The following is a 25,150-nucleotide window of genomic DNA, read 5'->3' on the forward strand; positions in this document are numbered from 1 at the left end:
TGATGTAAAATTGACCATTGGAAATTACACATCAATACATAACCTCGAACGACAATGTTTTTTTGATTTCACTTACTAACAAATCTTTGCTGTCTAAAAAAGCGGTGAGCTCAAGGGAATGACTAAGCAATTCAGGATCGAACGCCTCACTTTTTCGTAATAAAAGAACGTCATCATCATCCTTTGAAAGATAAACCAGAAGCCATGTTTCATCGTTTCCATAAGGGCAACATAGCATGATATGAAATTTGTTATGCGATGGCATAAAACGACATAGAATGGCGGTTTTCTCATCCCCCTCGTCACTAAAGACCCCCTCACATCTCCATTCATCCGGTACAGTCAAACTCTCGATGATTGCTGTTATTAATTTTTTCCTAAGCACCAGGTCACTCAAAAACTGCCTAAGGCTGTAGCTATTTAAAGATGGTAAACCCATCGACTCTAAGATATTCATAATAACCAATCCGTTTTTATTAAAGAAGCTTTAAAAAGCCATGTTTTTTTAAATTGAAGGTACTGATTTACTTATCAACCCATGTATTTAGAACCTAAAATAAACCTCAAAAATTAATAGCACCACTCCTTTATGAAAGTAAGCACACATGGTAGTGACTGTAGTGCATTTAATTATTATTTTGAAAGACGCGCCGACGTCCCCCAGGATTAATAATAAAAACGTCACCTCAACAAAAAAACAATCGTTCAATGTCGAATTAACTTAAATTAGCTGAATCCACGTCCATATTTACTTAGTTCACGTTTGATGGATTTTTCGATGTGATGCAACGAGATGAAGGAGGTATTTGCTGCCATACACGAAGCCAAAAAAGCCACATTACGAATATTTGCCCCGGTAAGTGGAACCTTAGCTAAAAGAGAAAAATCGAGGTTCGGATCAAGCTTGCAGCCTTCTGGCCAAACCTGCCGCCACATCATTTCCCGTAATCCGGCATCGGGATAGCTGAACTGAATCATAAAGGTGAAGCGACGAGTAAAAGCATCATCGAGATGGCTGCGATGGTTAGTAGCCAGGATCACCAGACCAGGGTGCTGCTCCAGTCGCTGCAGCAAATAGGCAACCTGGACATTAGCATGGCGATCTTTTGCATCCTTCGTTTCGGTTCGCTTACCAAAAAGAGCATCTGCCTCATCAAAAAAAAGTACCCCCGCATCCTGGGCTGCCAAATCGAATATACGGGCAAGATTTTTTTCAGTTTCACCAATATATTTGTTCATAACAGTTGAGAGATCGACACGAATGAGATCAACACCAAGCTCTGCCGCCAGCACTTCAGCAACCAGCGTTTTCCCGGTTCCCGAATCGCCATAAAACAGTGCACTGACGCCAATCGCCCGGCCCTTCGGAGAACCAAACCCTTTCGCGATAATGGTATTTTGCCCGCGCACTGCACTCAGAACGTCATTAAGCTGCTCGCGGATATCTTCGCTAACAATGATATTTTCCCAGCCCCTTACCGGCGTAAAACGCATGGCAAGCGTACCAAAATTCTGACGTGCGCGATTGGCAAAAGCCTGACGAAAATCATCTTCCGCAGGGGTATTTTTGCCCTGCAGCATGCTCAGTGCCTCAGCCTCTGACACGGCATTACGCATTTTTTCGTATGAAAGGGCAACACGCTGCGTCAATTTTTCGACATCCCAGTCGATCTCTCTGCCACTCAGTAAGCTCGTTAAGTAAGCATGGCGTTCTGATGCTGTCGGAAGAGAAATACTCACTTGCAGACGGGTCAGCTTTGGAAAAGGCATCTCTTGCGACGATGCGGGCAGCAGGCAACAGACGGGTAATGGATCATTCTCAGTGCGAAACGCATAGATTTGCTGCTCGAGGCGGGGCTGTACCCAGCCGTCATTATCACTCTCATCGTTACTGGTCATGACGTCCTTATCAAGACTGAAGACGATAAGGCACTGATACAGGCGAGCAATACACATCAGCTGCTTGAGCCTGTCGGTCGCGCTTCGCCTGTCAGATATTAACTGTTGCCATGATACCAGAAGGGCCTTTGACTTCAGGCACTGAGCAAGATTGGCCACGTAGATTTCCCCCTCCGCACCCTCCTCATAACGCACCTCAATCATTTGCAAATCATCCTGCGACCGACAGCAACTGATAACTTCATCGCCAGGCACGGATTCATTTGCGGAGGGCGTCAGCCAACGGGCAATAAATTGCAGCTTATCGGGTAAATAACATTCCCCAAGCAGCCAGCGAATAACGTATTCACTGGTGGTATAGCTTTGCATTTCCTGTGGCGCATTCGAAGGATGTAGCTCAATAAGCCCATATTTAATCAGGGGAGCATCCGGTCGTAAGCTCGTCTGTTGTGCATGACGAATAAATACGCCAGGGAGAAAAAGTACTTGTGCCAGCGCCAGCGTAGGCATTTTCCGCTCCTGCAGGGGTAATTTTTCGAACAGCGTACGATAATGAGGTTCAAAAGTATTAAGGCATCCAAGGATCAGGACGGCCACTTCAAAATCCGTCAAATCGTACTCGTTAACTAATTTTCCGAGTCTGCTGCCACAATCGATATCAAATTCTGGCGTAGAGTTATTCCAGTCCATAGACTGGCCTCCCCACAGGGGAGTATCGTCAGGGGAATGATTGTGTGAGTACCAGGAAGTAAGCCGTTCCTGATATTGACCTGAATAATTTTGAGTAGAGAATAGCTGAAGCACCTTATCAACCTGATTAATAGCTGCTAAGAAGGCAGTAATATCTTCATCATAGGTGGTGTAAATTTCTTCGGGTAAATTCATGGTAACATCCAGCGAAAAAAACATTGAGGACCTTAGTTGCCAGGGCGCACCAGGAAACTACAGGCTTTTATTATTCAACAGCCATTGAGATTATATCATCCCGATAACATGTTAGTACCTTACGGATTTCGGATATTTAATAGGGCGCCGTCTTTATCAACCACTAGCACGGTAATAACCTTACCAGACAGGGCATCATAAACTGATTTACCGGGCATTAACGGAGCATCCTTCATACCTGAAGAACTTCCTGGCGTGGTGTCAACCAGAGTATTAGTTAAAGAGTTTCCTGAATAATTGACGATCCTCAACGTCACTCCATTAACGAAGGGACTGTTCTCATCCCATTGCTCAAAACCTTGACGACGCTGACGGTATTCGAGAATAAGTACTGAACCATCAGAACGTTGAATTCGATATCCCTGAGCGCCGCCAGGCTGCCATAATGGTGCCAGCTTATATTGACCGTCGGCTTTGATAAGTGGAACATCCTGGTCATTTAGCCATCCAGCAAAAAGCTGATAGTTTACCGGAAATAATTTACCACCACCGCCGCCCATCGTATCCGTGGGGTCGTCCCCGCCGCCGGCTGAACATGTATTATTGATTTCTACAATATCATCATTTATTGGACAGTTACGTAATGTCGTAGAGTGGCTGTAGCCGAGATTATGTCCAAACTCATGAGACCACATCCAATATTTGAATCCTACACCATTAGACAGGATCCAATTTCCGGGTTTAGAAGCCAGCCCCTCCCAGTTGCACGATGCCGTTCTTGAGATATCTACGAACAAATAGTCATAATTATTTGGATCAACACCCTCCGCCCTGGCCGCGTTTCGGGCATTATCAAGAATAGCTCCAGAGCTACAGGTCGCAGGTGCAATACCAATATTAATATTTTTCAAAAACGTGCCATCAATCGATAACTTCCCATGGGATGCCAGCGTTACATAATGCTGTAAGGAGGCAAAATCGTCATTGTCGCCAAAAACTGCTTTGCGGACAGGTTCAGGGTCTGCAGGCGTTTTACCGGTAAAATGCGTTGCCATTAGAAGCACCTTTTTATTACCAATTACCGGACGCTTAGGCGAGGGGATTTCACCAGCAAATTCCCAACGCATTTTAGGCTCATTACTTACGTCAGCCATGTTAATAATTCCGGAGACAGGGTCGGCAATCAACATCTCCCTGCGAGCCAAATCATTATTATATTTATTTTGCAGCGAAATTTGTGAAGGAGAAATAGCCTTAACCTGCCATAACCGCATTGAGCTGTAACCATCTCCCTGACAGGTACCAAGCTCGACAGAGCGACCATTGCCCAGGGTACGCAGACATTTATCGCGATGCATTTCATTGCGAATCATAAAATAACCGGATGAATCACTAAAACTCCAGTTCTGTTCTTTACTTCCGTTACATATTTTAAAAGTCAGGATACCATTAGAGCCCGACGCCAGACAATAACCACCAGTAATAGCCTGATTCTGTAACGTAGCAAAGACTGATGCTAATGCTGGTGCTGACAAAAATGCTGTACCTAAAGACATTACGAAAAACATTAATAGCAGTTTCATATTAGAATACATAATTAATCTCGCTCTAATAAATTCCCATGCCGATTATTAATAACAACCAGCAATCTGATAGTAACATTCGAACCTAACGCGTGCGCGGTAGACCAAAAAAACATTACCGAATGCATTACGTAAATTAACCTACAAACTTTTAGGCTTATAGACCGCCCAGCGCTCAGGGTGGGTTAGCCATGGTGCAGGAACCTGCGAACCATGCATATAGAAATTAACTTTATTCCTGATTTCATCTTTATGACGGAACAGAAATCGTAGTTCTGCCGCCGTTGTCGATCTGTCTGAGTAGTTATGCCCCACCTCCTCCTTATTTATTACTTTATTCAAATCGATGCCGTCCAGTATAAAATGAATTTTGTCATCGCCTGTGGATTTAAGAATCATGTCCAGCGCTGCCTTACTTCCCCTGGTAATGACCTTCTTGCCGGTATCCAGAGTCCACCTGTTGTTGATAATATGTTCCTTTTCATCACTTTCATCTGCACGGTTAACTAACTCATTAAATGATTCCAAGACTATTTTGCTAATAGAATAACGATAATCATCCCTGCCAATATGATTAATAAATTTTTCTCGCAAGGGGGCATTCTTGCTGGATTCTGGAAAACGGATAAAAAGCCACCACGGTTTAGGTGGTCCGCCATCTCTGATGCTTTGATGAAAATTATTCTCTATGCTGCGAGAGACCTCTTTTTTTTGCGATTCAGAACCACTAAAAAGAGCTTCCGTATTTTCAGGCTTAAGTATATCGGTTGCTACTTTTATAGCCTGCTCGGGGCCAAATACGATAGCCATATAGTCCTGACGAAATGAGATCATTCCCCACCAGGTTCTGTAATTTCCAATCACATTTCCCAGCCCAAAGAAGAGATCTCCGCGTTCAGCATGAAACAGATCGTGAAATTTTTGCGCGCTCGGAATGGCTTCTACCTCTGTAAAAGAAGGTGCGGCACTCGTCCTTGTCAAAACATCTGTTAACGGCTCACCCTCAATATGTTCGCCAGCTCCCTGTGTTCTTTTTGCGCGACGCTTGTAGTGAGGCATAAAATTTCCTTATTTATTCCTGATCGATATCCCCCCCCTTTAATAGAGAAGGCGATAACTCAACTGAGTGCTTTAGTCATTGAGGGGCCATGGCAGAACCAGTGAGCACTGACTGTCAGCAATGCAGTAACGCATATCGCTAGCTACAAATTCCACGGCGTCGTTTTGCCAGCGCGCAACTTCATCTTCAATGGCTTTCTTAGCTGTATTTGACGGCACGATCCCTGAAATCTGTAAAGTCACTGGCGTAAATACCTCACCCTCTTCACAAACCGTCACCGCAATGGCAATTTTTGCCGGCCCTTTTTTCAAATCAGGCAGGACATTTAGCGTGTCATGAAGAATGGCCTCCAGATAGGCCAGTGCATCCCCCTTTTGCGGCCGGGCCACAAGCTGAATCTGCCCCACAGGCACCACGACCTCAGCTGCCTGACAGGCAATATTCATCGGCAGCGTTACGGCGAAATTAATGATCCCTCGCGGCTTATTCCCCAGCGCCTGCCAGAAATTCCCCAGGCTATTCAGCGCTTCCGGTTCAATAACCCTGAGCTGATAGCTTTTAAATGCCTGAGATTTGCGCATACATAGCAAAGCCCTGACCATTTCTGTCATACAGATAATCGACTGACTGTTATATGCCGCCTTTGGTGAATCGCTTCCGCCCTTTGTCGTTCCCTCCCAATAGGTCGCAAGGTAAAGACAGCGAATATTGGCCTCCTCTGGAGAAAATTGCCCGCTGGCGGGATCGTACTGCCGTGAGAGGCTGTGCCTGATAGCCAAATCCTCATGCACCAGATACATAAAAAAGTGGAAGGTGGGCTTTGTCGGTGGGGAGTCGGGGTCCGGTTCGTCAAAGCGTACATCGACATTAACAATTGGCTTCACATATTTTTCCACATGCTCTTTGATTAGCTGATTAACTCGAGCAATTTCTGTGGCCTGCTCTGCGAAAGTTTTCAAATTAAACATTAGGTTCTCCAATGGGTGATGAGGGGCTGTAAAAACGCTCGATATCCCAATCAATAGCAAACGGCTCCGCAAGCCAGGGATAGTGGACCTCTCTGAGGGGCCAGGGGAGCTGCTTGAGTAAGGTATCTCCGGGATGATTGTCCACAGACAGCTGCCATCCCTGAGGAAGGGCGGTTAACGTTCCCGGACGCTGCAGAAACAGCATACGGATATCTTCCGGGGTGCAGCGCCGAAGTCCTGGAATTTGATAAATTACACTCTGGAGCAGAATTTCAGATTGCGTCTGATGCGCCTGCTCAGGGGCTCCCCATGCGTTCAGCGGCAGCGTCAGTGGCCAACTGCAGATGAGCTTAGAGGCCATAGCCCGCCACTCGCCCCCCTCATCGTCCCTCCAGGCCAGCGTATCAAGCAGAGAGATCGCTGCCTGCTGCGCCTGTGTGCTGACAAACAGCAACGGACTCTCTTCATCCGCTTTTGCTGCCAGCCCAGCCTCACGAAATAAGCGGGGTAACAAAGGCCATAGCAGCACCAGGCCTGCATTATGGACCCTCATGGACTCAGGCTGCGCCTTGTCATCGTGAAATGCTCCGGATCGGTCTTGCAGACGTTGTCGGGAAAGTGACGGCGCTGGCGGGCTTTCTTCCTGGAGTGGAGATAAAGCTGACTGAAGGGTCGAAGTCGAAGAGTCCGGTTTTTCAAGCTCAGGGTTATACTGTATCGAGCCAGCATCTCCCTTTTCTCTGCAAGCGATCCCCGTTAGCCGCTGAAGCACATCGCGTGCTTTTTGCGTCAGCGCGCTGGCCCACTCTTCGCCGTGACATTGCAAACCATGCACCAGCCAAAGACGCCAACCGCTGGCGACGTTGGTCATTTCTGCCGAGGCCACCAGTAAAGCATTCAGCCATTGCAGCTCAGGTCTCGTCAGCGCCACAAGCTCAGGCGAGGAAGGGATGCCAGAGCTATGCGTTAGCAGTAACTCAGGATGATGTAAGTGATAATGCCAGTGGGCCAACATCACTCCTGACGGGCTGAAAGGAATCTCGGCCGGAGGAACCACAAGATGCTGTGACGCCGTCATCGTGCCGTACCATTGCTCAAACACTTCAGCTGGAAAACTATTCAGTAGCCGTTCGCGAGCCCGAGAAGAAAGCTTTAGAATGTTCATCAGCCATAGTAGTTCTGTCCTTTTATTGCTGCTCAGCAGGCTGGCAAGCAACCGTGCTGGCGTATTGCCAGCTGTAGCCTCACCGCCAGAATGAGAGTTTAATTTCCAGTGTTCGTCTTCCCCCTGCGGAGAATTTACGGCGGGCCAATATCCTGACAGAAGATACTGAGTCAATTTTTTTTCATTTTGCGATTTTAAGACGTTTTTAGAAAAATTTATTTTTGATGACCGTTGAGAACGAGTATTTTCATCATTGTTATGTTGGGAACCATTACTTTTCCAGTCATGTTTTTTCATTTGAAAAGGTCTTATTTGGAAATCATTGTTCTTGGGACATGCTGAACTGAATGGTATTTTTATCTGCCCGGTAATGTCCTGATATTCAATTTCCCCCTCAACATTGCCGGATAACAAAGTACTCTGGCACTTGGGTGATAAAAATACACTTGAAGAATTATTCTCGATCTCAGTAGCCTTTCGCTGTTTTGACGGTAATAGCCAACGCCTGTCAGATGAAAAAAACGCCTCGTCTGGAGATATGTAAGGCCTGTCCGATTCGCCCTCTGCCGATAATGGCATAAGCTCCACGTCACTCAGGGCCTTGTCGAGTTCCTCCAGCACTCGCTGAATAAACTGTTCATGAAACGCGCGGGCGTCCAGAGTCCCCAAGTCTAAATGCAACCGGTCGATGAAGTGCGTATCGTTCTCGCTCTGCATCGGGAAATGGTGCTGAAAACAGAGCCTCATTTTATCTGGCAGACTATTATTCATTATCTGGCTGACTTGCTGCTGAATATTTTCCGCCAGCGAATAAGGCGTACGAATAACGACGTGAATACGCTGCAAAAGAGTAGTAATAGCGCCTCCCTCTATCCATATTAACTTATTGAAAAGGCCAAATTTAATAAGCAGGGCATAAAATGCGAATGCAGAACTCCTCCCACAGAACGCAAAATATGCCCTCGGGATGATCTTTATTTACTGTAGTAGCTTGACCGTCGAGAGGACGGAGGGAGAGTGAGTTACAGCTTCATAATAAAGGCAATTGCATAAAACGCCGGCTGAACATCGATGGTTGCCGCCGTACCGCTAAACGCGGCGTTGTGTTTGTGAGGTTTACCACCACCAGTATTAAGTACATGATTTCCACCAGTGCCAGATTGGTTATATCTGCCTAACCCCATATTTGGCGCCCAAGAACCATTGCTATTACCATAATGCCCCCTGACATTATGTCCATGAGAAGGAATTTGATCCACCGTCAGCGTATGGTCGGCCACGCTGACGGTACCCGCAGGCGTATAGGATTTTGTGTGGTTGCCTCCGGTTGTTTGTGAGAACGACGATGACCCCTTAATGAATTTATCCTTCAGGTTAGGAGTGCCATTAGTTCCATCACAAAATGCCCAGCCAGCAGGCGCGGCAGTGCCGGAAAACATGGTGATCACCCCGCGTGGGATAACAGCCGCCATGTTGACGCTAACGCCGCTGGCATCCACCGTAATACCGGAGCCCGCCTTAACGCCGACACCGTTACTATCAACGGTGATACCGTGATGAGGTTTCACTGCAACGGAAGTGGCACCTACAGTAATACCGTTCCCCTGACCAACCTTCAGCTCTTTGCTGGTCTGATTCACATCCAGACCGGACGTGGCGGCACGTTTTACGGCAATACCATTGGCATCCAGCAGCAGTCCACCGTTGGTTTTAACGCTTACCCCATTGGCATCAACCACAATACCGTGATGAGGTTTCACTGCAACGGAAGTGACACCTACAGTAATACCGTTCCCCTGGCCAACCCGCAGACCGTTACTGTCCAAATCCATACCGGAAGTCGTGTGACGTTTTACTGCCACGCCATTACTATCAACGGCAACACCATTACCGGCCTTCACGCTGACGCCACTCCCATCAACGGCAATACCGTGGTGAGGCTTCACGCCAACGGTAGTGGCTCCTACAATAATGCCGTTCCCCTGGCCAACCCGCATCCCGTTACCATCCAGCTCCATACCGGAAGTCGCGTGACGTTTTAACGCTACACCGTTCCCGTCAACGGCAACGCCATTACCGGCCTTCACTTCGATGGTTGACGTACCCACCGTGATGCCGTTGCCCTGCCCCACTTTCAACCCTTTAGAGGTACCATCAATGTCCAGACCAGAAGTGGCGTGCCGGCTAACACCGATGGAACCAGGACCTACACCAATACCATCCCCTTTACCAACAGCGACACCATCAGCATCAATAATCAGGCCGCTAATCTCTTTTTTCTGGATTTTTAGACCGTTGGTTTCAGATGCAATTGCCAGACCTGAGTTGTTATCCCGCTTCACTGCAATGGCGACCGCTCCAACGCTGATTCCTTCCCCTTGGCCGACAGCAACACCATTGCCATCCACCACCAGGCCGCTGGTGGTTTTCGTTTTGAGTGCAATTTTATCATTGTCATTCAATGTCAGACCGTTCCCGCAGCCCTCGCTATCGGCATGAACACCCAGCACATGCGCCATCGCATAATGCTGCTGCAGCCAGGTCTGGTAGCTGTCTTCGCGCGGCACGGCATTTTTGACAAAGACTGGCGTCAGCGTATCCTCAATGGGCAGTACAACCTGCTGTTCTGCCATTTTCACGTTATCTTCGATATCCCGTTTTTTATCCATGGTAAAGCTCCTTTGGTTATTGAATGGTCAGCTCAGCTGACTGGTGTAGCGTTTTAAATCTGGCAGGAATATAAAGCAGACCGCGCTCGTCGATGGTGCGCCACCATTCAACGTCGTTCTGAGCCGCATCAAGTGCCTGCTCGTCTTTCATGCCAGGTATTTTCATTTTTCCAAGCCCGACATAATCCCCGGGAATAAAGCCTAATCCTCGCGCAGCAATTATCTGCCACCACGCATCGTTATCCTGAGCAGCATCGAGCAGGTGCTCATCTGCAGCGTCAGGAATTTTCATACTGTCAATACCATCAGGCCATGAGGGCAGGTCTCTGATCGTTTCAGCACTTCTTTTCTCTTCCATTTCTTTTTTCTCCTGTGAACAGATAGTTCGCGTAAAGGTCAAGGATTAATCTGCCGGAATATAGAGCAATCCACGCTCATCAATGATGCGCTTCCACTGTCCCTCTTCCGCGTTATCCAGCGCCTCCTCATCACTAGCCCCCGGAATCTTCATCATGCCGATCCCCTCCAGTACTGATGGCAGCATGCCTATAGAGAGCATTCGCAATAATTTCAGCGTATCGGCACCCAGCCGGGTCTCGGCGTCTTGCCAGCTGCCGTACGTTTCGGCCAGCAAATCAAATTGCTCATCGCTAAGCCACAATATTTGAGCCTGGATATGCGCCGGTAATTCTGATTGAACGATTCGCCGTACCGAGGCCTCGGCATCACTGAGTTGCTCCGGAGTGATATCACCCCGATCGATAAGTCTGCGTCGAAACAGCAGGCTGACTGTCAGAGAGAATCTGTCACGGCTGAATATCTCCGCAGCGCTGCCTTCAGATGCGTTGATACACCAGTTATAGCGCTGGGTATCCGTAATTAATGCATCACCCCGCTTCAGAATGATATTGGCTCTGCCGCGGATGCTGTCGACGCTCTCAACAATCGCTTCACGCTCGTCGCTATTGGACTGACTAAGCTTATTCGGGTTATCTGCCCCCGAACCTATATCCGTAAAAACGCGGGTAATAATGAGTTTGTCGCCGGATTGCATCGCTGGTGGCCAGGGCTGATCGCATGCCGTCGTTATCTCATAGCGGAGGGAACCGTCTTCGGATAGAGGAAGAGGAATAGCCGGCGTACTTTTATCCATGGCGTACTCAACATCTTTCAACCAGACATTGCTAAAGCGAAAAGTGAGCCGTCCTTCATTAGCGGCTTTCACTACCTCCTGCTGGCGAATACGAAGATGAGGAAAGAGTGCTGGAACCAGCGAAAAACTGTCATCGCTAACGCTCATAACCAGAATATTGGAGAGGATCTCTTCATTCTCTTTCTCCTCAGTTATTTCGTTCTGGTCTGATTTCATCACCAGATCGATCAGGTGTCTTTGTGTCAGCAGACCGGCTAACGCCCCACCCGCGATAAAGGTCATGACTCCCTCAGCAGAATTCCCGCTGACAACCTGGCCCTTGAGCGGGAGTTCGCCGGTCGGCATTTCGGGCAGTAGTAAGGGATGCTCAACAATGTAGAAAGGCAGGTGACGGATATCAGCATCCTCGCTAAAAAGAGAAGAGCCAATGCCGAGCTGGCCGGCGATACGCCGCTGCACAGAAGAAACCCGTTTAGTATGTATTGCCGCACGCGCATAGCCCACCTGGGGCATACAGCGAATCAACCCTCTTAGAACCCGCAGATACTCTGCTTCCCCTTCAAAGCCCAGAGTTTTTCCCACCGGTTCGATGCCAAAATAGCCTAGCATGTAGCGCATCAAATCAATCAGCGCCTCCCGATCGTAGCGCAGTTCTCGATCGGCGCACATTGCCTCGGCTTTATAAGCAGCGTGAACGCTATCTGAAACAGCTTGATCGCTGAAAGGCCACTGGCTGCCATAGGCAGGAGCGTTTTCAACATCAGGCATATTCAGATCCAACAGAGCGCTCATATGATTTAGTCCGGCACAGCCGCTGGCCAGCTCTTGTTCAAAGCCCAACAAAAACTGATGCAGCTGCTGCTCATTTTCATTAGGTTCCAGTGCCTGAAGATTGTAAAGCGATGGAATGAGGCTCGTCGCAGGCGTGTAATTCTTCAGATTGCGGTAACGCCCAGCCAGATGCTGCCGGGATGGCTCGCTTCGAAATATCCTCTGGCGAGATTTCAGGGAAGAAAAAATCGCCTCCACATCCCCCATCAACCGAATGCCCTTACGTATCAGCGTAACCTGTCTGAGCATGGCACTGATATTATCCTGATGGTCGTTTTCTCCCCCCCAGAATGCCCAACACTGTATGGGTTTATCCAGCTTTCGCGTGAGCATCAACTCATTTTCGTCCAAGCTGATATACTCCACTGCCGAAATACCTTCAATTTGCCTGACCTGCCGGGCAAGCTGACTGGCGGCGAGGATGGTTCCCGCCTCCTTCTCCATCATGGTCGGAGCCAGAGTATTTATCCAGCCGTGTTCTGTTTTTGGCCCACTATATTCCCCAACCGAGAGATCAAGTGAGGCAACTCGCGTTAATGCCGGCGACAAACAAGCCTGCATGCTGCTATAAATATCCGCATAAAGTTCGGCGATATTCTCTACCTCGCTTTCCACTTCCAGCGTCATTACCAGAGGAGCGATAACCACTGTTTCCGGAATATTATTCGCAATATTGATCTGACGAAATACTTCACCCACATTGCGGTGGTTTTCCAGGTATTCTTCGAGCAGGCGGTAACGTTCACCTGAAGTCGTCAGATTAACGTTCAATAAGTCCGCTCTGACCTCAACCTGATATCCTCCTTTAAGCGATTGCTTTGAATATGTTTCGTTTTCAGGGGGCTCAAAGCTAAACTCGCGACGTTGACTGTTGTAAAAATAATGAAAGCGCTGCTCAACCTCCTCTTTCTCAACGATCACATCACTGAAAATATGGCCGCCAGAATCGTCGTTTTGCGCATAGAGATCATGAATACCGCGACGATAATCTTCTTCAGTCAGAGGACTAATAGTCAACATTTGCTCGGGTGCAAAACTCTTCGGGAACAGTAGCTCGTCCGGCTGAGAGCCTTCCGGGGTCAGTAAGTCCGTTAAAGGAAGCAGGCAACGGTAGCTTAAATCCGAAACGTTATAGGCCAGTGATTCCAGCATCGTTATACCAGGATCATGCGTTGTGGTGTCGGTCCATACTGCACCTGAAAGCTTCCCGACCACCTCTTTAGCTTGCGCAATCAGCGTATCGAAGTGAATACGGTTAATCTCTTCAGCAACAAACGAGGGCGTCTGCCAGCTATTATTACTCATTGATGAAATCCCCTGTTGAAGCCACTTTCTTGCGAATTTGTAGACCAGACAGCGGTGGGCTGCCGACGACAGGATTCAGGATCATTACCGTCAGCGTGGTATTTATGGTGTTTTTGCTGCCATCCAGCCAAATATCGTTGACGTATTCCACGTAAGGCTGAAGCTGTATAATCTGCATTACGGCGGTAATGTTGAGTGAATCATCCAACACCGTCAGGTCGTCGCCATATGCCCAGGGCATGAAGTGCTGCCTGATAGTTTGCGCCAGAAGATGCTCGCAATTTTTATGATTCTCCCCTTTCCGCCATACCACATCGTAATGAACGTCAATGGTGCGATAATAGGGATTCAGCACGCGCAGATTCAGCCACGGTGACGCACGCGCCGTGATAAACGTCTGCATTTCCCTGCGTCGCGCCGGGCTCAGAATAGGATATAAAGCATCTTCACCATCTCCCTGTCCGGCCCGTAATACCACCATAATCTCCTGGGTACGCTCTACTTCTTCAACCTTTCCTCTGACCTGGCTTACCGGTTCTGGAGGCATATACAGTCCGTCCAGAATCTGGACGCCAGGCAAACGGATATGGTGAAGTTCAGGGAAATTTTCCTGCAAAAGCGTGCTGATATCCTGCCATGTTGAGGCTCGCCCACGGTGGGAAAGCCAACCTGCAATGCGAGCCATACTCTGCTCCCTTCCCTCTCGTGGGTGCCCCCCCCATGAAGGCAGTGGCTGTTCAACGCGGTCCAGCCCATCAATAGGCGTTCGTGGCCGACGAATCGTGCCCGCTGGCAAAGGCGCATCAAAATGTTCAGGTGCCAGCGTTTGCGCATCGTATAAACGGGCCACACCCGCGCTGGGGTAAAGGTTGTAAAGCCAGGGATAGTTTTCCACCGCAGGCTGTGGCTCAGGCTTTTCAGGTGGCCAGATTGAAATGGGATCCTCTATCTCCTCATGGATAAACTGCTCTAATTTCAGCCAGCAGCGCCCGCCGGGCATTAATGTGCTATCCGTGACGGCATCTTCAGGCAGAGTCACGCTCCACAAACCTGGATAGCGTAGGCTGTCAGTTTCATCATTAATGATTTGCTCCTGATCCAGTGGCTTCCATCGCACGCGCTCAGCATCATCCTCATCACGGCCCAGATAGTGCCATTGCAGACCTTCAGCGGTAAAAGGACGGGGGTTATCAATATCCCAGTAAAATGAAAGCTGCTGGCCGGGTGCTATATCCTTAAAACCCAGGCAGAGCTGAGGAGAGGTCATTTCCGGAGCAGGTTCATCCCCCCGCTGATAACCGAAGGGTAGCAGAACATACTGCTCAATCTCCTGCGATGTTTCTGCCGACCAGGAGACATCAATTTGACGAATTTGTGGAAGGTAAGGCAGCGCAATAAGCTCATCTTCAGTGCCTGTATTGCCCTCTTCAACCATCGCTTTATAAGTCTGATGCTGGAAGTCAACTCCATCAAGGGAGAAAGAGATAGCATTTTTCCAGAGCAATGCCTCGTCTGGCAAAGGAAGCTCCGGCGAAGCAAATCGCACATGTAACGGATTATCCCGGCCATCATCCTGAAAAAAACGCACCGTTTCGACAGGCGCTGCCGCTGACAAATCACTGTCGACCAGATATTCACATCGGGCCAGAAACGCGGCATTGCTAATAACTGATTCAGTCGGGTAGTTTTTGTAATACAGCTTAAAATCAGCAGGACGCTCATGCCAACGGGGGAGCAGCGTGGCCCGGATTGTCGCATTCAGATTGCACCATCGCGAAGACATTACCGCAAATGCGTCCCCTACCGCCGGCTCAACGTGAAAAGGTCTGAAGGGTTCGTTGGTCTGCTGGCTGGCAGCATGCAATGGGCGCACACCGATAGGGCTGGCTTCTGCTACGTCTACTTTCAGTGCCACGACTACAGGTATCACGCTGGCTTCAGAGCTGCTTATTCGAAGGACCGGCTGGGAGAATTCATAACCCTCTAACCCTTCAGGAGGCATGGGATCAACTTCATCGGGAAGCGAAAATATTTGAACGTCTGCCATTTGCGGCTGGCCAGAAGCAAGCATCAACCATTGATCTTTAACGGCAATCTCTACCTGTAATTTTCCCCCGTCAACCGGCTGGTCGAACGTTAGCGTCAGGGTACGCCCCACACCGTCAGCTCGTAAAAGCGGCGACACAACCAGTCGCCCATTCTCCAGCACCACTTCGCCACCCACTTTCCGTTGGAAAAGACGGACGCCCGGTTCTGGAAGCGCAACACCAGCAGCTTCGTCCAATACAATATGACGCCAGGCTGGCCGCTCAGGTGTCGAAGGTAATACCCAACGAAGATCGCTCCAGCGAGCATGATTCACCCACAGAGGCTGCTGAAGCTGATACTCGCAAGGTACTCCATTAGTATCCTGCCCACCATCAAATAGCGTGCCAGCAGGCAGTAACAATGTCTTTAGCTTTTTTTCGGGTTTGAATGTCAACAGCACGCTGTCTGGCGTTACCGGTCGTTCACTGATTGCAAGAACTTGCTGATAATAGAGCTGCCTGTGGCGTTCGGGCAGCGTATTCAGAAGCCGCTGAGGCGTCTCCATCATACGGAAAAAAGCCAGTAAAAAAGCTTGCTGTGGCTGTAAATCCTGTAGCCCTTCATCCGGTTCAGCAAATCGCGCCGCCAAAGACTCTGGCGTATGCCCGTGATTAAAAAATAGAGAATCCCAGTACTGGCCACTTTTACCATAGGGGATCTTTGCACAATATTCTTTGAACGCACGCAGGCGCGATAATATTGTGCGTTTATCAAACACAAAAGGTTGAGACATAGTCATGCCAGTTTCCTGCATCTGGTGCCAGAAGAGGCACAAGGAAGAGAAGTTCAGCCTGCGGTGACGAAATGCTGACTGTTTGTAAATTGCCCGAATCCAGGCGTAGGCCCCGTTGGGTCGGGAGTGTTTGCGGGAGGTGGCATTTGAGCGTAGCGCGTTGGTATGAAAGTTGCGTTAAACATCTGCCCAACGACAATGACGGGTTTGCCACTCATGCACCAGGGAACGGTTTGGTCCGGAGCCAGTGAGAGGGTGACTTTCCCCTCCCCGGGATTAAATCCGGGGACGGTATAAGTCGCGTCCAGAGTCACTTTTACTTCGTCCCCTACGACACATACGTTTTTGTTATCAATTTTCGCTTTTCCACTACCACGGATAACCGCGCTCGTCGGGTCCTTCAGCATGACGTTACGATGTCCAAAAGGTGCAGAAATCTTCAACTGATCGCCGTCGCACACAATATAGTTGCTCATGTGAAATAGCCTCCCTGTCCTTCTCCAACGTCAAGGTTCCCTTCAATACTGAAGAGAGGCTCCATGCCTTTGATGCGATAGGAAACCTGTAACCGAAGCACGTTGAACCCGGATTGGCCGGGGCTCAACTGGCTGACATCAGCAAAATCAGCAGCAACATCCATAAGTTCAACTCTTGGTTCCCAGACTTCAATGCTGCTTCGAATCTGCTCCGTAATTGCAGTAAGCAGTGTCGCGTTGACATTTTCAAACATCACAGCGTGCAAATCACATCCATACCAGGGATGCATCACCCTTTCAGCCGGAAGGGTGTTAAATAAAATGCGTAAACTTTGCTCAATATCGGCTATAAAATCTGCTGCAAGCTCAGCGCCACTCTCCAACGAAAAGGTCGGAGGAAACGCCCAGCCGCGCTTGTAAATCACATCCAGTAACGACATAAAGTGACCTTAAAAGATGAAAGTAATGAAGTGCCTAAAGTTCCAAAACCAGTACTACTGATTCAAATCAACTTTGGCTCCTTTAATTGTTACGCTTTTTTTGCCCTCAATATTCAGGGCATCCTCGGTGAAGAGCATCGCTTTCCCCTCCTGAAGCTGAAGAGAGCTTTTTACGTCACCTTTGGCGACTTCCTGCAATATGCCCTTCTGAGGGTACAGAACAAGTTGCTGATTTAACTGGCCATCCTGTAAAACCAGGCCTATGCCGTCACTGAAAGCCGTATCAGGCAGCTTGTTTTTCGGACTATGCATTGCCCCAACAATCACCGGAAAACGGGGATCGTTTTCGAAAAAACCCAGCACGACTTCGTCCCCTTTGCGAGGCCAGAACGTCAGCCCCCGTCCATTGCTGGCAAAAGGTGAGCTTAGGCGAGCATTAATCGTTTGTTTCCCAAGGCAAAGTGCAGGCATAGATACTGCCAGGTAATGAATGCCGTCATCATCGGCCTGCGTTTTATCTTCTTCAACGATACCGATATGCAGGCCATTAACACCAGGCAGCATCTCTCCATGAAAAATACCCGTAAGATCAGCTCCAACTTCCAGCGTCGTGGTCCAGTCACCCGGTTGAAATGTATGACAGACAGCAGTCACAAGAGCTTTACCATCGATTCCCTTACCAAAGCCCTTCAACTCAAGCGTCTGCCCGGGAACATAACCAGCATCGCCCGTGAGAATAATACTGGCATGCAGACTGCTGATATGATTGAGCTGCATGCGACTATCGGCAAAGGCCCTCTGCTCGTCCTCCTCTAAACTGAGGCTATAACCATGATGCCACTCCCGTTTGGTCGACGTTGCCATTCCCGCGCTGCTTAGAGAGGCTTCGGCCAGCGCTGGGGCGGCCGCAGGCGAAGCGGCTCGCATTTCCTGTTGCTTAATATCCCAACTGCTGACATCCAGACGCTCAGGTAGTAAAGAATTATTCCGCAGAATTTCAATAGACCGAGAAACATGTGGGGTGATGACAACCTCTGCTGAGGTTTTCAAAGCGGGTTTCATGACAGAAACCGCCTTTGGCGTAACAACAAGCCACAGACCACACGCCTGCAAACGCGCTTTCAAAAATTGCCAGTCTGAACAGCTAAACTGAATCAGCTGCGGATGCTTAAAGCGCATCTCTTCAATCTTCGCGGAGAAGTTTTGTAGAAGCAGGGCGAATACATCAGAATCACTTTGTTCGGTAAAAATCTGGCTGCGATAATTTGTTTTAAGCATCTGAGTTGCGTGGCAAACGGTAAGAACAACAGTCCTTTCCCCTTGGGCAAACTGCACCTGCTGTTCGACAATATTTCCGGAAAAAAGCGTTTCTTTGCCCGTCTGGATGGACACGCTTTTCCCGGGCACCATCATCTGAAGATCGCTCTCAGCGTCTGATGACAGCGATAACATGCTCACCTCTTTCCCAGCTAATACCAGGTTTGCATGGGGGACATCATTTATTGGATAACGTATATCAAGATGAATAAGCCGGAAAGTCGCGAGCTTACGCCCCTTTTCCCAAATAATATTAAGTGACATATCACTTTCCTTACTATCAACGCGCATCCAAAATAAGCATGCTACCTGGCATTAATGCATGTAAATTATCCAGATCGTTAGCCATGGCGGCCTGCACATAATTAACAGAAGCAGCTCCGTCCATTAACGCCAATAACGTTGCCAAAACAGGCATGTCAGGGATGGGAAGCGTGGCCGTTTGCACGACAGGAATACCTTCTTTAAACACAGCCCGATTCTCATCCTCAAGCATCGTCATACTGACATTTGCCTGAAGTGGTTTTCCATCCTCACTGAACAACGTTCGGGTAATATGCATATTCAGCATGCGTCCCCGAAACTTTTCACCACCCCAGCGCATCTCAATAAAAGGAGGCTGCTTCGTGACTTTATGGATTGAATAGCAGCACGCCTCTAAGGTCTTGATAATTTTAGTGATATCAAGCTTTATGTTAGCAGGTAGCGTCGCATCAAGTAAAAAATTAAAACTTAGGTTCCGAGAGATAACATCAACAAAGATTTTTTCTGGCCCATCACCTTCTTCGTTAACAGGGCCGAGGGCTTGCAGTTCTTTTATTTTCGTGCCGTAGCTTGCCTGCAGATTTTCAGGATTAAAAGGAAGAACCAGTCCGGTAGCCGGAATGGTTATTCCTTCAATAGAAATAGGTACTTTAAAACGATTATCTGCAAAAGCCCGAATCGTGAGTTTTTCTATTTTCCTTGATTTTAGCTGATTGATTAAACTCATCTGCCCCCCCGGACATCGTCACGTAGTCGGGCCAAAACCTGCCGCACGATACGTTTCTCAAGATGACGAATTAGCTGTTCATCACTAATATTCAGGGCCTGTGAGGTAGCGTTCAATGAACTTTCTCGCGGTTCCAAATTATTGACCCTGGCTTCGATGACTAACTCCCGAACTTCAATTGTCATAACTTCACTCCCAGCCATTCAACCCGCTCACAAGCCACTTCCATTCGATTCATCAGAATACCTCCTGAGCTGGCGTCAAAATCACCAATACTCATTCTGACTGGCATAAGCCCAGTGGCATACCAGCTCGCAACAGGAATATTCAGTTCATTTAATAAGAGGATATCGACATTAATCGGCAGGGCTCCGGTCTGAAAGCCACTCATAACGAAATCGAACGCGACGGTAAGTGGGCTAACTGTCATTACCCCACGTTCAAAAATCAAATTTGGATAAGAGACGCCGCGTGGAATAAACTGATTTGCCACATTATTCCCCCCTTCACGAATGCGCTGCGTCTGAATCTCTCTGCTAAGCCCTGAGATACGCTGGAAGCGTATGCTAAGGACGTCGGGAATACCCTGAAACATAAAAAATGCGAGGAATCGATGGTTGGTTTCAGGTTCAAAGGGACTTTTCATACAGTTCTCCTGACGGATGGTTTTCTTCAGAAGGTGGCGATGAGCTATTAATGTAAAAATCAAGATTAATGCGAATAAACTCAGCTGGCCGATGCGTCGCTATCCCGACCCGAACACGAAGCAAGCCGTTAAGCATCTCGGCCTCCGACATGCCAACCTCGCCCCCAACTTCTATCAGATAAGCATCTTCCTCCATCTCACCGATTAAGCCTCCTTGTTCCCACAAAACCTTAAGGTGTCGACGAATCAGGGTATGGATGCGATACCACGTAATCTCATTATTTTGTTCATAAACAAAAGGTCTCAACGCCCCTTTGAGGGTCTGAGTTAACCAGCGGACCAGCCGTACGTTTTGAATATAAAGTTTTCGTACATCGCTGCTGGTCGTTAACGTTCTACAGCCCCAAACTCTTACCCCTCGCCCGGGGAAACTACGGATTTGATTCACCGATCGCCCCGTTCCTGGAGTGGCGTGAAAAAGCGTTACTGGATGCAAATGGTTAAACTCAGGTCTGATAGCCTTCTCTATCGGGATGTTGGCAGGTGCTCTCCATAGACCGCGCTGGCGATCGTTTTGCTGCATCGCTGCCGCAATTGCACCTGAAGGTGGCGTCAGGGAAAAATTATCCGGGTTTGCATCTAACTGCACCTGACGACTATCGGTACGATGGTAGATCCAGGGCCAGTAGCCAGCCATTCTCTCTTCGCCGATCCAACTGCCGCTCTCATTACAAGCCCGGGCAATATCAGGATCGGAAGGATAGTCAATAATGGCAAATAAATTATCCGCTTCCATACAGGCACGACCGACAAGAGTAACCAGTTTCAGCCATTCCTCCGGTTTCAGGTTCACCATCTCTGGTAACACCAATAATGTTATTTCTGGTTCATCAAGAATGAGATCGAATACTCCCGCATAACCTGAAACTGGGTCTGACGCAACATTCTCCTTGACACCTAAAGAAATAACATAACACTCCCCTCCACCATTATTGAAATAAAGGCTCAAGCTAGAAAACAAATAACCACCATCAATTCCCCCACCAAATTTAGTCTGAAAATCGTGCAAGGACTGGATTCTAAAAACGTGTTGATGTTTGGCCTCATGATTTCGAACATAGCCAATAAAAACAGGCATTGCTGTTTCATGGGGTTGACGGCTTATATTTATCAGTTGGCGAGTGGATGATACTCCAGGTTGATTAAAGTCATACATCATGCTCATTATTTATCTCTATTACACTGGATGCTACTGAAGGGGAGCAATCTCAGGACTGCCCCCTTATTTCAGGGCTATCACTAATAAATATAATCAGATTCAGGCAGGAAGAAGCATATCCTGAGTGAACTCAAGAAAAATAAATTCAACAGGACGCAATGTTGCCATACCGATCTTCACTCTGAGAATACCGTTGTTAGCATCATTATCCTGTAGCGCAATTGCGACGCTAAACGCCTCTTCTGGTGAGCTACCGTATAGCCCGCCCTTTTTCCAGAGCATATGAAGATAATTATTGATAGCAGATGTTACAATTTGCCGGGTTGACGCAGAATTAGGTTCGAAAAGCATCGGGCGTAACATTTTGCGTACGTCACGTTCCACAGTGTTGAATAATAAACGGACCGGGACATAGCGCCAGGCCGGTTTATTAGGATCTTCCTGAGTACGAGCCCCCATAATCACTGTGTTATAGCGCGGGTTCCATAGGATAGCATTAATATGGCTATCGTTAAGCTGAGTATGTTTCAGTTTACCGATAGCAGTCACCGGAGTCGCTCCAATAATGCTGACGTTTGCAGGTGCTTTCCAAATGCCTGCCATTCGCTCGGTTCTGCAGTAACAGCCTACCACAGCGGCACATGGGGATAGTGTTCTACTACCATCATCATCAACGTTCTCGTAGAGAAAATGGGTGCTATTTAAAGCTTTATTTACCATTTTAAATACGGTCTTTTCCTCATTGGAACCATTTTCCAGCGACGCTAAAGAGCGATATTGATCCTTTTCCCATTCAACCAAATAACCATCATCATAAATACGTGGCAAAGAGGAGAGGAGTAAATCCGGGGCATACGTTGCCGTACGAGTCCTGTTGATACGTGATAACGCCGTGTCGTCGCCATAAGGAAGCAGAGCATGACGGGTAACAAGAAATGACTGAAGATTGTCCGTAATTGTACTGTCAAGTACAGTATTAATAGCTTCCGTAGAATCGTATTCACTATCAATCACCGCCATTAGAGAAATGTCGTCATACTCAAATAAAGCGTCTTTAATTTGCGCTGGCACATCATCTTCCCCCAAAGACAGAAGATAGCAGGCACCACCACCATTGCTAAAGTAGTGGCTAAGAGCAATGCTCCCTGTATTCAGATTTTCCTTTTGAAAGGCAATAATTGGCGGCACAATGATTTCAGGTAAAGGTTGTTCGCCTTCATCTTCATCTTCATCTTCATCTTCATCTTCATCTTCATCTTCACCTTCTTGAATATCAATGCCATCACTGCGGACAAAAGATTTACTCAAGAGATCAGATGAAATTGGAAGCGTTGTCTCTTTCTCCTTCATTTCCAGCTTGAGGAAAAGCGGGCTGCTAAGACAAACTGCTTCAAAATCATGCCAGTTATCGATATGTAACAGCCCATCACTCAAACTACGCGGTGTGCCATCTTTATTAAGAAAACGGCCAACCAGCAGCGGTTTTAAGCCACTCATTCCTGCATTAGCCAGCGAAATCTTCGTTTTTTCAAAGATATGAACACCAGGATAATAACTCATAAAACTTCCTCCTATTAAATTTGCAACGAATCAGGAGCCGTTGGCCAACTGCTGGCTAAACTCGAGAATAATAAACTCAGCTGGACGAACCACTGCCAGTCCGATTCTGATGCGCAAAATTCCGTTATCAATATCACTTTGACTCATTGAAACGCCTTTGCCCACCTGCACAAAGTAGCCAGTTGATGGCGTGGACCCAACCAACGCCCCCTGCTGCCAAAGGTTATGGAGGTAGTTATCAATTGCCGCGCGAACAACTTCCCAGGTTGCCGGGCCATTTGGCTCGAATAGCACTGACTCCATCGCAGATTTGATATCCCTCTCAGCCATATCAAAGGTTCGTCGCACGGGAATATATGCCCATGCATTGCCGGAAATTGTCATCGTGCGGGCTCCCCACACTTGCGTGCCACGTCCGGTAAACTCACGAAGCATATTGACCGAAATAGTGGTTTTGCTCGGATCAGTAAATTTGGCCTGAGATTTATCGCCAATTTTCACAGCCGGGCGCAACCCCCCTTTAAGTGCTACGTTTGCAGGCGCTTTCCAGGGGCCTAGCTGACGATCGACGGAGCAGATTACCCCCGCTACAGCTGCACTGGGTGCTACCGGATGAATCTTATCCATTGGATAAGGCATGCCATCTTTATCGTTTAAATTCCAGTCAGCTTTCAGCCAAGGATAGTAAATCGAAACGCAATCTGAAGGTGAGAGGGTTGACAAGTGTTCTGACAGGCTCTCTTCGTTAAATCCCCCTTCCTCATTCGGCCCATCCAACAAGCCAAATAAGCCACTGCCAGGTTCACATAGACGAAGGATTTCAGCTGCCGCTTCCTTTTGCCCAGCCTGAACGAGCAGCGTGACGTCGTTCATATCAAGAACCATGTCCAGTTGATCCCACGGGCAGACATAGCAATAACCCCCTCCGTTATCAAAATAGGCTTTCAGCGCGGGTGCAAAATGGCGATGCCATTCGATATCCATTCCTGGCACCGTCTCACTATTTGCCAGCATGGGCCAGTTGGCTGGCCCGGCGTGGTGTTTATTAATGGATGAACGCTGCGCGCCAGTACGGCTATAGCGAGTTTTAGCAGCGGAGTTTTCTCCCTTCACATAACGCAGATAATCAGCAAACGATGGGATCAATAAAGGTTTTTGGTAATGCGGCCACCAGGGTTCTTTATCACTTTTACCGACCACCAGTACCGGTACTGCAGTTGCCGCTCGCCCGACGGAGAGCGATAGCCCATCCACTTCCTCAACATAAACGCCAGGCGCTAATGCATTCGTACTCATATTAACTCCATAATTCATTATTATTAATCAGCAATTGCCACCATTCTGGTTATTCGTGGCACTCAATAGTGATCCGATCGGCGTTCAACGTGATTTGCTTCACCGCAACTTCATTGCTCGAGGCATCAAGACTCGGACCAGTAATACCGGTAGGAAAAGCGTTAACAATATTCCAGGTAATAAAAAGATCCTTTCCAGACTCATCAGTCAGGCTGATTGAAATATCTTTTTTACCATCAGCATGATTGACATAATCATATAACCAGCTATACAACTGGCATTGGCCAGGGAATACAGCTTGTGACAATGTTACTGTTGTAAGTTGACGACGGGTTAACAGGCGGAATAAACCTCCCATGCCATCCCAATAATCAGCAGTCTCATATTGTTGATCCAGACCGCTTACGGAACTGCAGCGGAATACTTCACCACCAATATTTACGGTAAAACGAAAGCCAAGCACCGGATAGGTGCTATCGATGATTTCTACATTATCAGCCATATTATATCTCTCTATTTAATAAATAGTTCCCTGTCATCATTCATAATTTCAGGGAAAGGTGTGGTACAGCATTGTTAATGACAACGATTACAACTCACCATCATTAATAATTCGCGCAATGAATCTATAATTAAAGGAATTAGAATACCCTACAGGAAATACATCAATTAATAAAAAGCCATGACTTATTATGGATAAATAAAACCTGAAAACCTTAAACAACCTAACAATTGAAAAAAATTCATAGCGATTGTTTTATAATAATATGCATTTTATATTATTTTAGGGATAAAGAAGGTGTTTTCTATCAACGCTATATAAGATAGGTTATGTTCCGCTAACTCATAACTATGCGCGCAATTCA

At 47.7% G+C, this 25,150-nt stretch carries 19 protein-coding genes; all 19 read right to left on the minus strand.

Features of this window, described 5'->3' with window-relative positions; translation table 11 throughout:
- Window positions 1-31: 31 nt before the first annotated feature.
- Entirely contained in the window at window positions 32-457 is a 426-nt protein-coding gene (locus tag DBY73_RS21495) for a conjugation system SOS inhibitor PsiB family protein (protein ID WP_112013197.1), read from the minus strand.
- A 269-nt stretch (window positions 458-726) separates the two neighbouring features.
- Window positions 727-2,784: an AAA family ATPase gene (locus tag DBY73_RS21500; protein ID WP_181573269.1), complete on the minus strand. Its 2,058-nt coding sequence runs from the start codon at window positions 2,782-2,784 to the stop codon at window positions 727-729.
- Window positions 2,785-2,903: 119 nt separating this feature from the next.
- Window positions 2,904-4,367, minus strand: a complete 1,464-nt coding sequence (locus tag DBY73_RS21505; RefSeq protein ID WP_146745800.1) for a carbohydrate-binding protein — start codon at window positions 4,365-4,367, stop codon at window positions 2,904-2,906.
- A 141-nt stretch (window positions 4,368-4,508) separates the two neighbouring features.
- Window positions 4,509-5,426 (minus strand): hypothetical protein, encoded by a 918-nt coding sequence (locus DBY73_RS21510; protein ID WP_112013200.1) that lies wholly within the window; start codon window positions 5,424-5,426, stop codon window positions 4,509-4,511.
- Window positions 5,427-5,498: 72 nt separating this feature from the next.
- Window positions 5,499-6,395, minus strand: a complete 897-nt coding sequence (locus DBY73_RS21515) for a Pvc16 family protein (protein ID WP_112013201.1) — start codon at window positions 6,393-6,395, stop codon at window positions 5,499-5,501.
- Window positions 6,388-8,406 carry a contractile injection system tape measure protein gene (locus DBY73_RS21520; RefSeq protein ID WP_112013202.1) on the minus strand — a complete coding sequence of 673 codons (2,019 nt, stop codon included), beginning with the start codon at window positions 8,404-8,406 and terminating at the stop codon, window positions 6,388-6,390. Before DBY73_RS21520 ends, DBY73_RS21515 begins: the two co-directional genes overlap by 8 nt.
- A gap of 176 nt (window positions 8,407-8,582) precedes the next feature.
- Entirely contained in the window at window positions 8,583-10,229 is a 1,647-nt protein-coding gene (locus tag DBY73_RS21525; protein ID WP_112013203.1) for a tail fiber protein, read from the minus strand.
- A gap of 16 nt (window positions 10,230-10,245) precedes the next feature.
- Window positions 10,246-10,587, minus strand: coding sequence for a hypothetical protein (locus DBY73_RS21530; RefSeq protein WP_112013204.1), 342 nt, complete (start codon window positions 10,585-10,587; stop codon window positions 10,246-10,248).
- 45 nt (window positions 10,588-10,632) lie between these two features.
- Window positions 10,633-13,518: a hypothetical protein gene (locus DBY73_RS21535; protein ID WP_112013205.1), complete on the minus strand. Its 2,886-nt coding sequence runs from the start codon at window positions 13,516-13,518 to the stop codon at window positions 10,633-10,635.
- Window positions 13,511-16,345: a hypothetical protein gene (locus DBY73_RS21540; RefSeq protein WP_112013206.1), complete on the minus strand. Its 2,835-nt coding sequence runs from the start codon at window positions 16,343-16,345 to the stop codon at window positions 13,511-13,513. Before DBY73_RS21540 ends, DBY73_RS21535 begins: the two co-directional genes overlap by 8 nt.
- 47 nt (window positions 16,346-16,392) lie before the next feature.
- Entirely contained in the window at window positions 16,393-16,815 is a 423-nt protein-coding gene (locus DBY73_RS21545; RefSeq protein WP_112013207.1) for a hypothetical protein, read from the minus strand.
- The gene (locus DBY73_RS21550) at window positions 16,812-17,255 is read right to left on the minus strand and encodes a GPW/gp25 family protein (protein WP_112013208.1); all 444 of its coding nucleotides are present in this window, start codon (window positions 17,253-17,255) and stop codon (window positions 16,812-16,814) included. The genes DBY73_RS21545 and DBY73_RS21550 overlap by 4 nt, the downstream gene beginning before the upstream one ends.
- 54 nt (window positions 17,256-17,309) lie before the next feature.
- Window positions 17,310-18,836, minus strand: a complete 1,527-nt coding sequence (locus DBY73_RS21555) for a phage baseplate assembly protein V (RefSeq protein WP_181573270.1) — start codon at window positions 18,834-18,836, stop codon at window positions 17,310-17,312.
- Window positions 18,837-18,852: 16 nt separating this feature from the next.
- Window positions 18,853-19,563, minus strand: coding sequence for a hypothetical protein (locus DBY73_RS21560; RefSeq protein ID WP_112013210.1), 711 nt, complete (start codon window positions 19,561-19,563; stop codon window positions 18,853-18,855).
- Between the two features lie 181 nt (window positions 19,564-19,744).
- Entirely contained in the window at window positions 19,745-20,209 is a 465-nt protein-coding gene (locus DBY73_RS21565) for a phage tail protein (protein WP_112013211.1), read from the minus strand.
- Entirely contained in the window at window positions 20,193-21,434 is a 1,242-nt protein-coding gene (locus DBY73_RS21570; protein ID WP_112013212.1) for a phage tail sheath family protein, read from the minus strand. The genes DBY73_RS21565 and DBY73_RS21570 overlap by 17 nt, the downstream gene beginning before the upstream one ends.
- A gap of 93 nt (window positions 21,435-21,527) precedes the next feature.
- Window positions 21,528-22,988, minus strand: coding sequence for a phage tail sheath C-terminal domain-containing protein (locus DBY73_RS21575; RefSeq protein WP_112013213.1), 1,461 nt, complete (start codon window positions 22,986-22,988; stop codon window positions 21,528-21,530).
- A gap of 30 nt (window positions 22,989-23,018) precedes the next feature.
- Complete coding sequence (locus DBY73_RS21580; protein WP_181573271.1) at window positions 23,019-24,284, minus strand: phage tail sheath family protein; 1,266 nt, start codon at window positions 24,282-24,284, stop codon at window positions 23,019-23,021.
- A 49-nt stretch (window positions 24,285-24,333) separates the two neighbouring features.
- The gene (locus tag DBY73_RS21585) at window positions 24,334-24,786 is read right to left on the minus strand and encodes a phage tail protein (RefSeq protein WP_112013215.1); all 453 of its coding nucleotides are present in this window, start codon (window positions 24,784-24,786) and stop codon (window positions 24,334-24,336) included.
- Window positions 24,787-25,150: the final 364 nt, after the last annotated feature.

Source organism: Enterobacter sp. RIT418 (genome assembly GCF_003057745.1).
Classification (GTDB): Bacteria; Pseudomonadota; Gammaproteobacteria; order Enterobacterales; family Enterobacteriaceae; genus Enterobacter.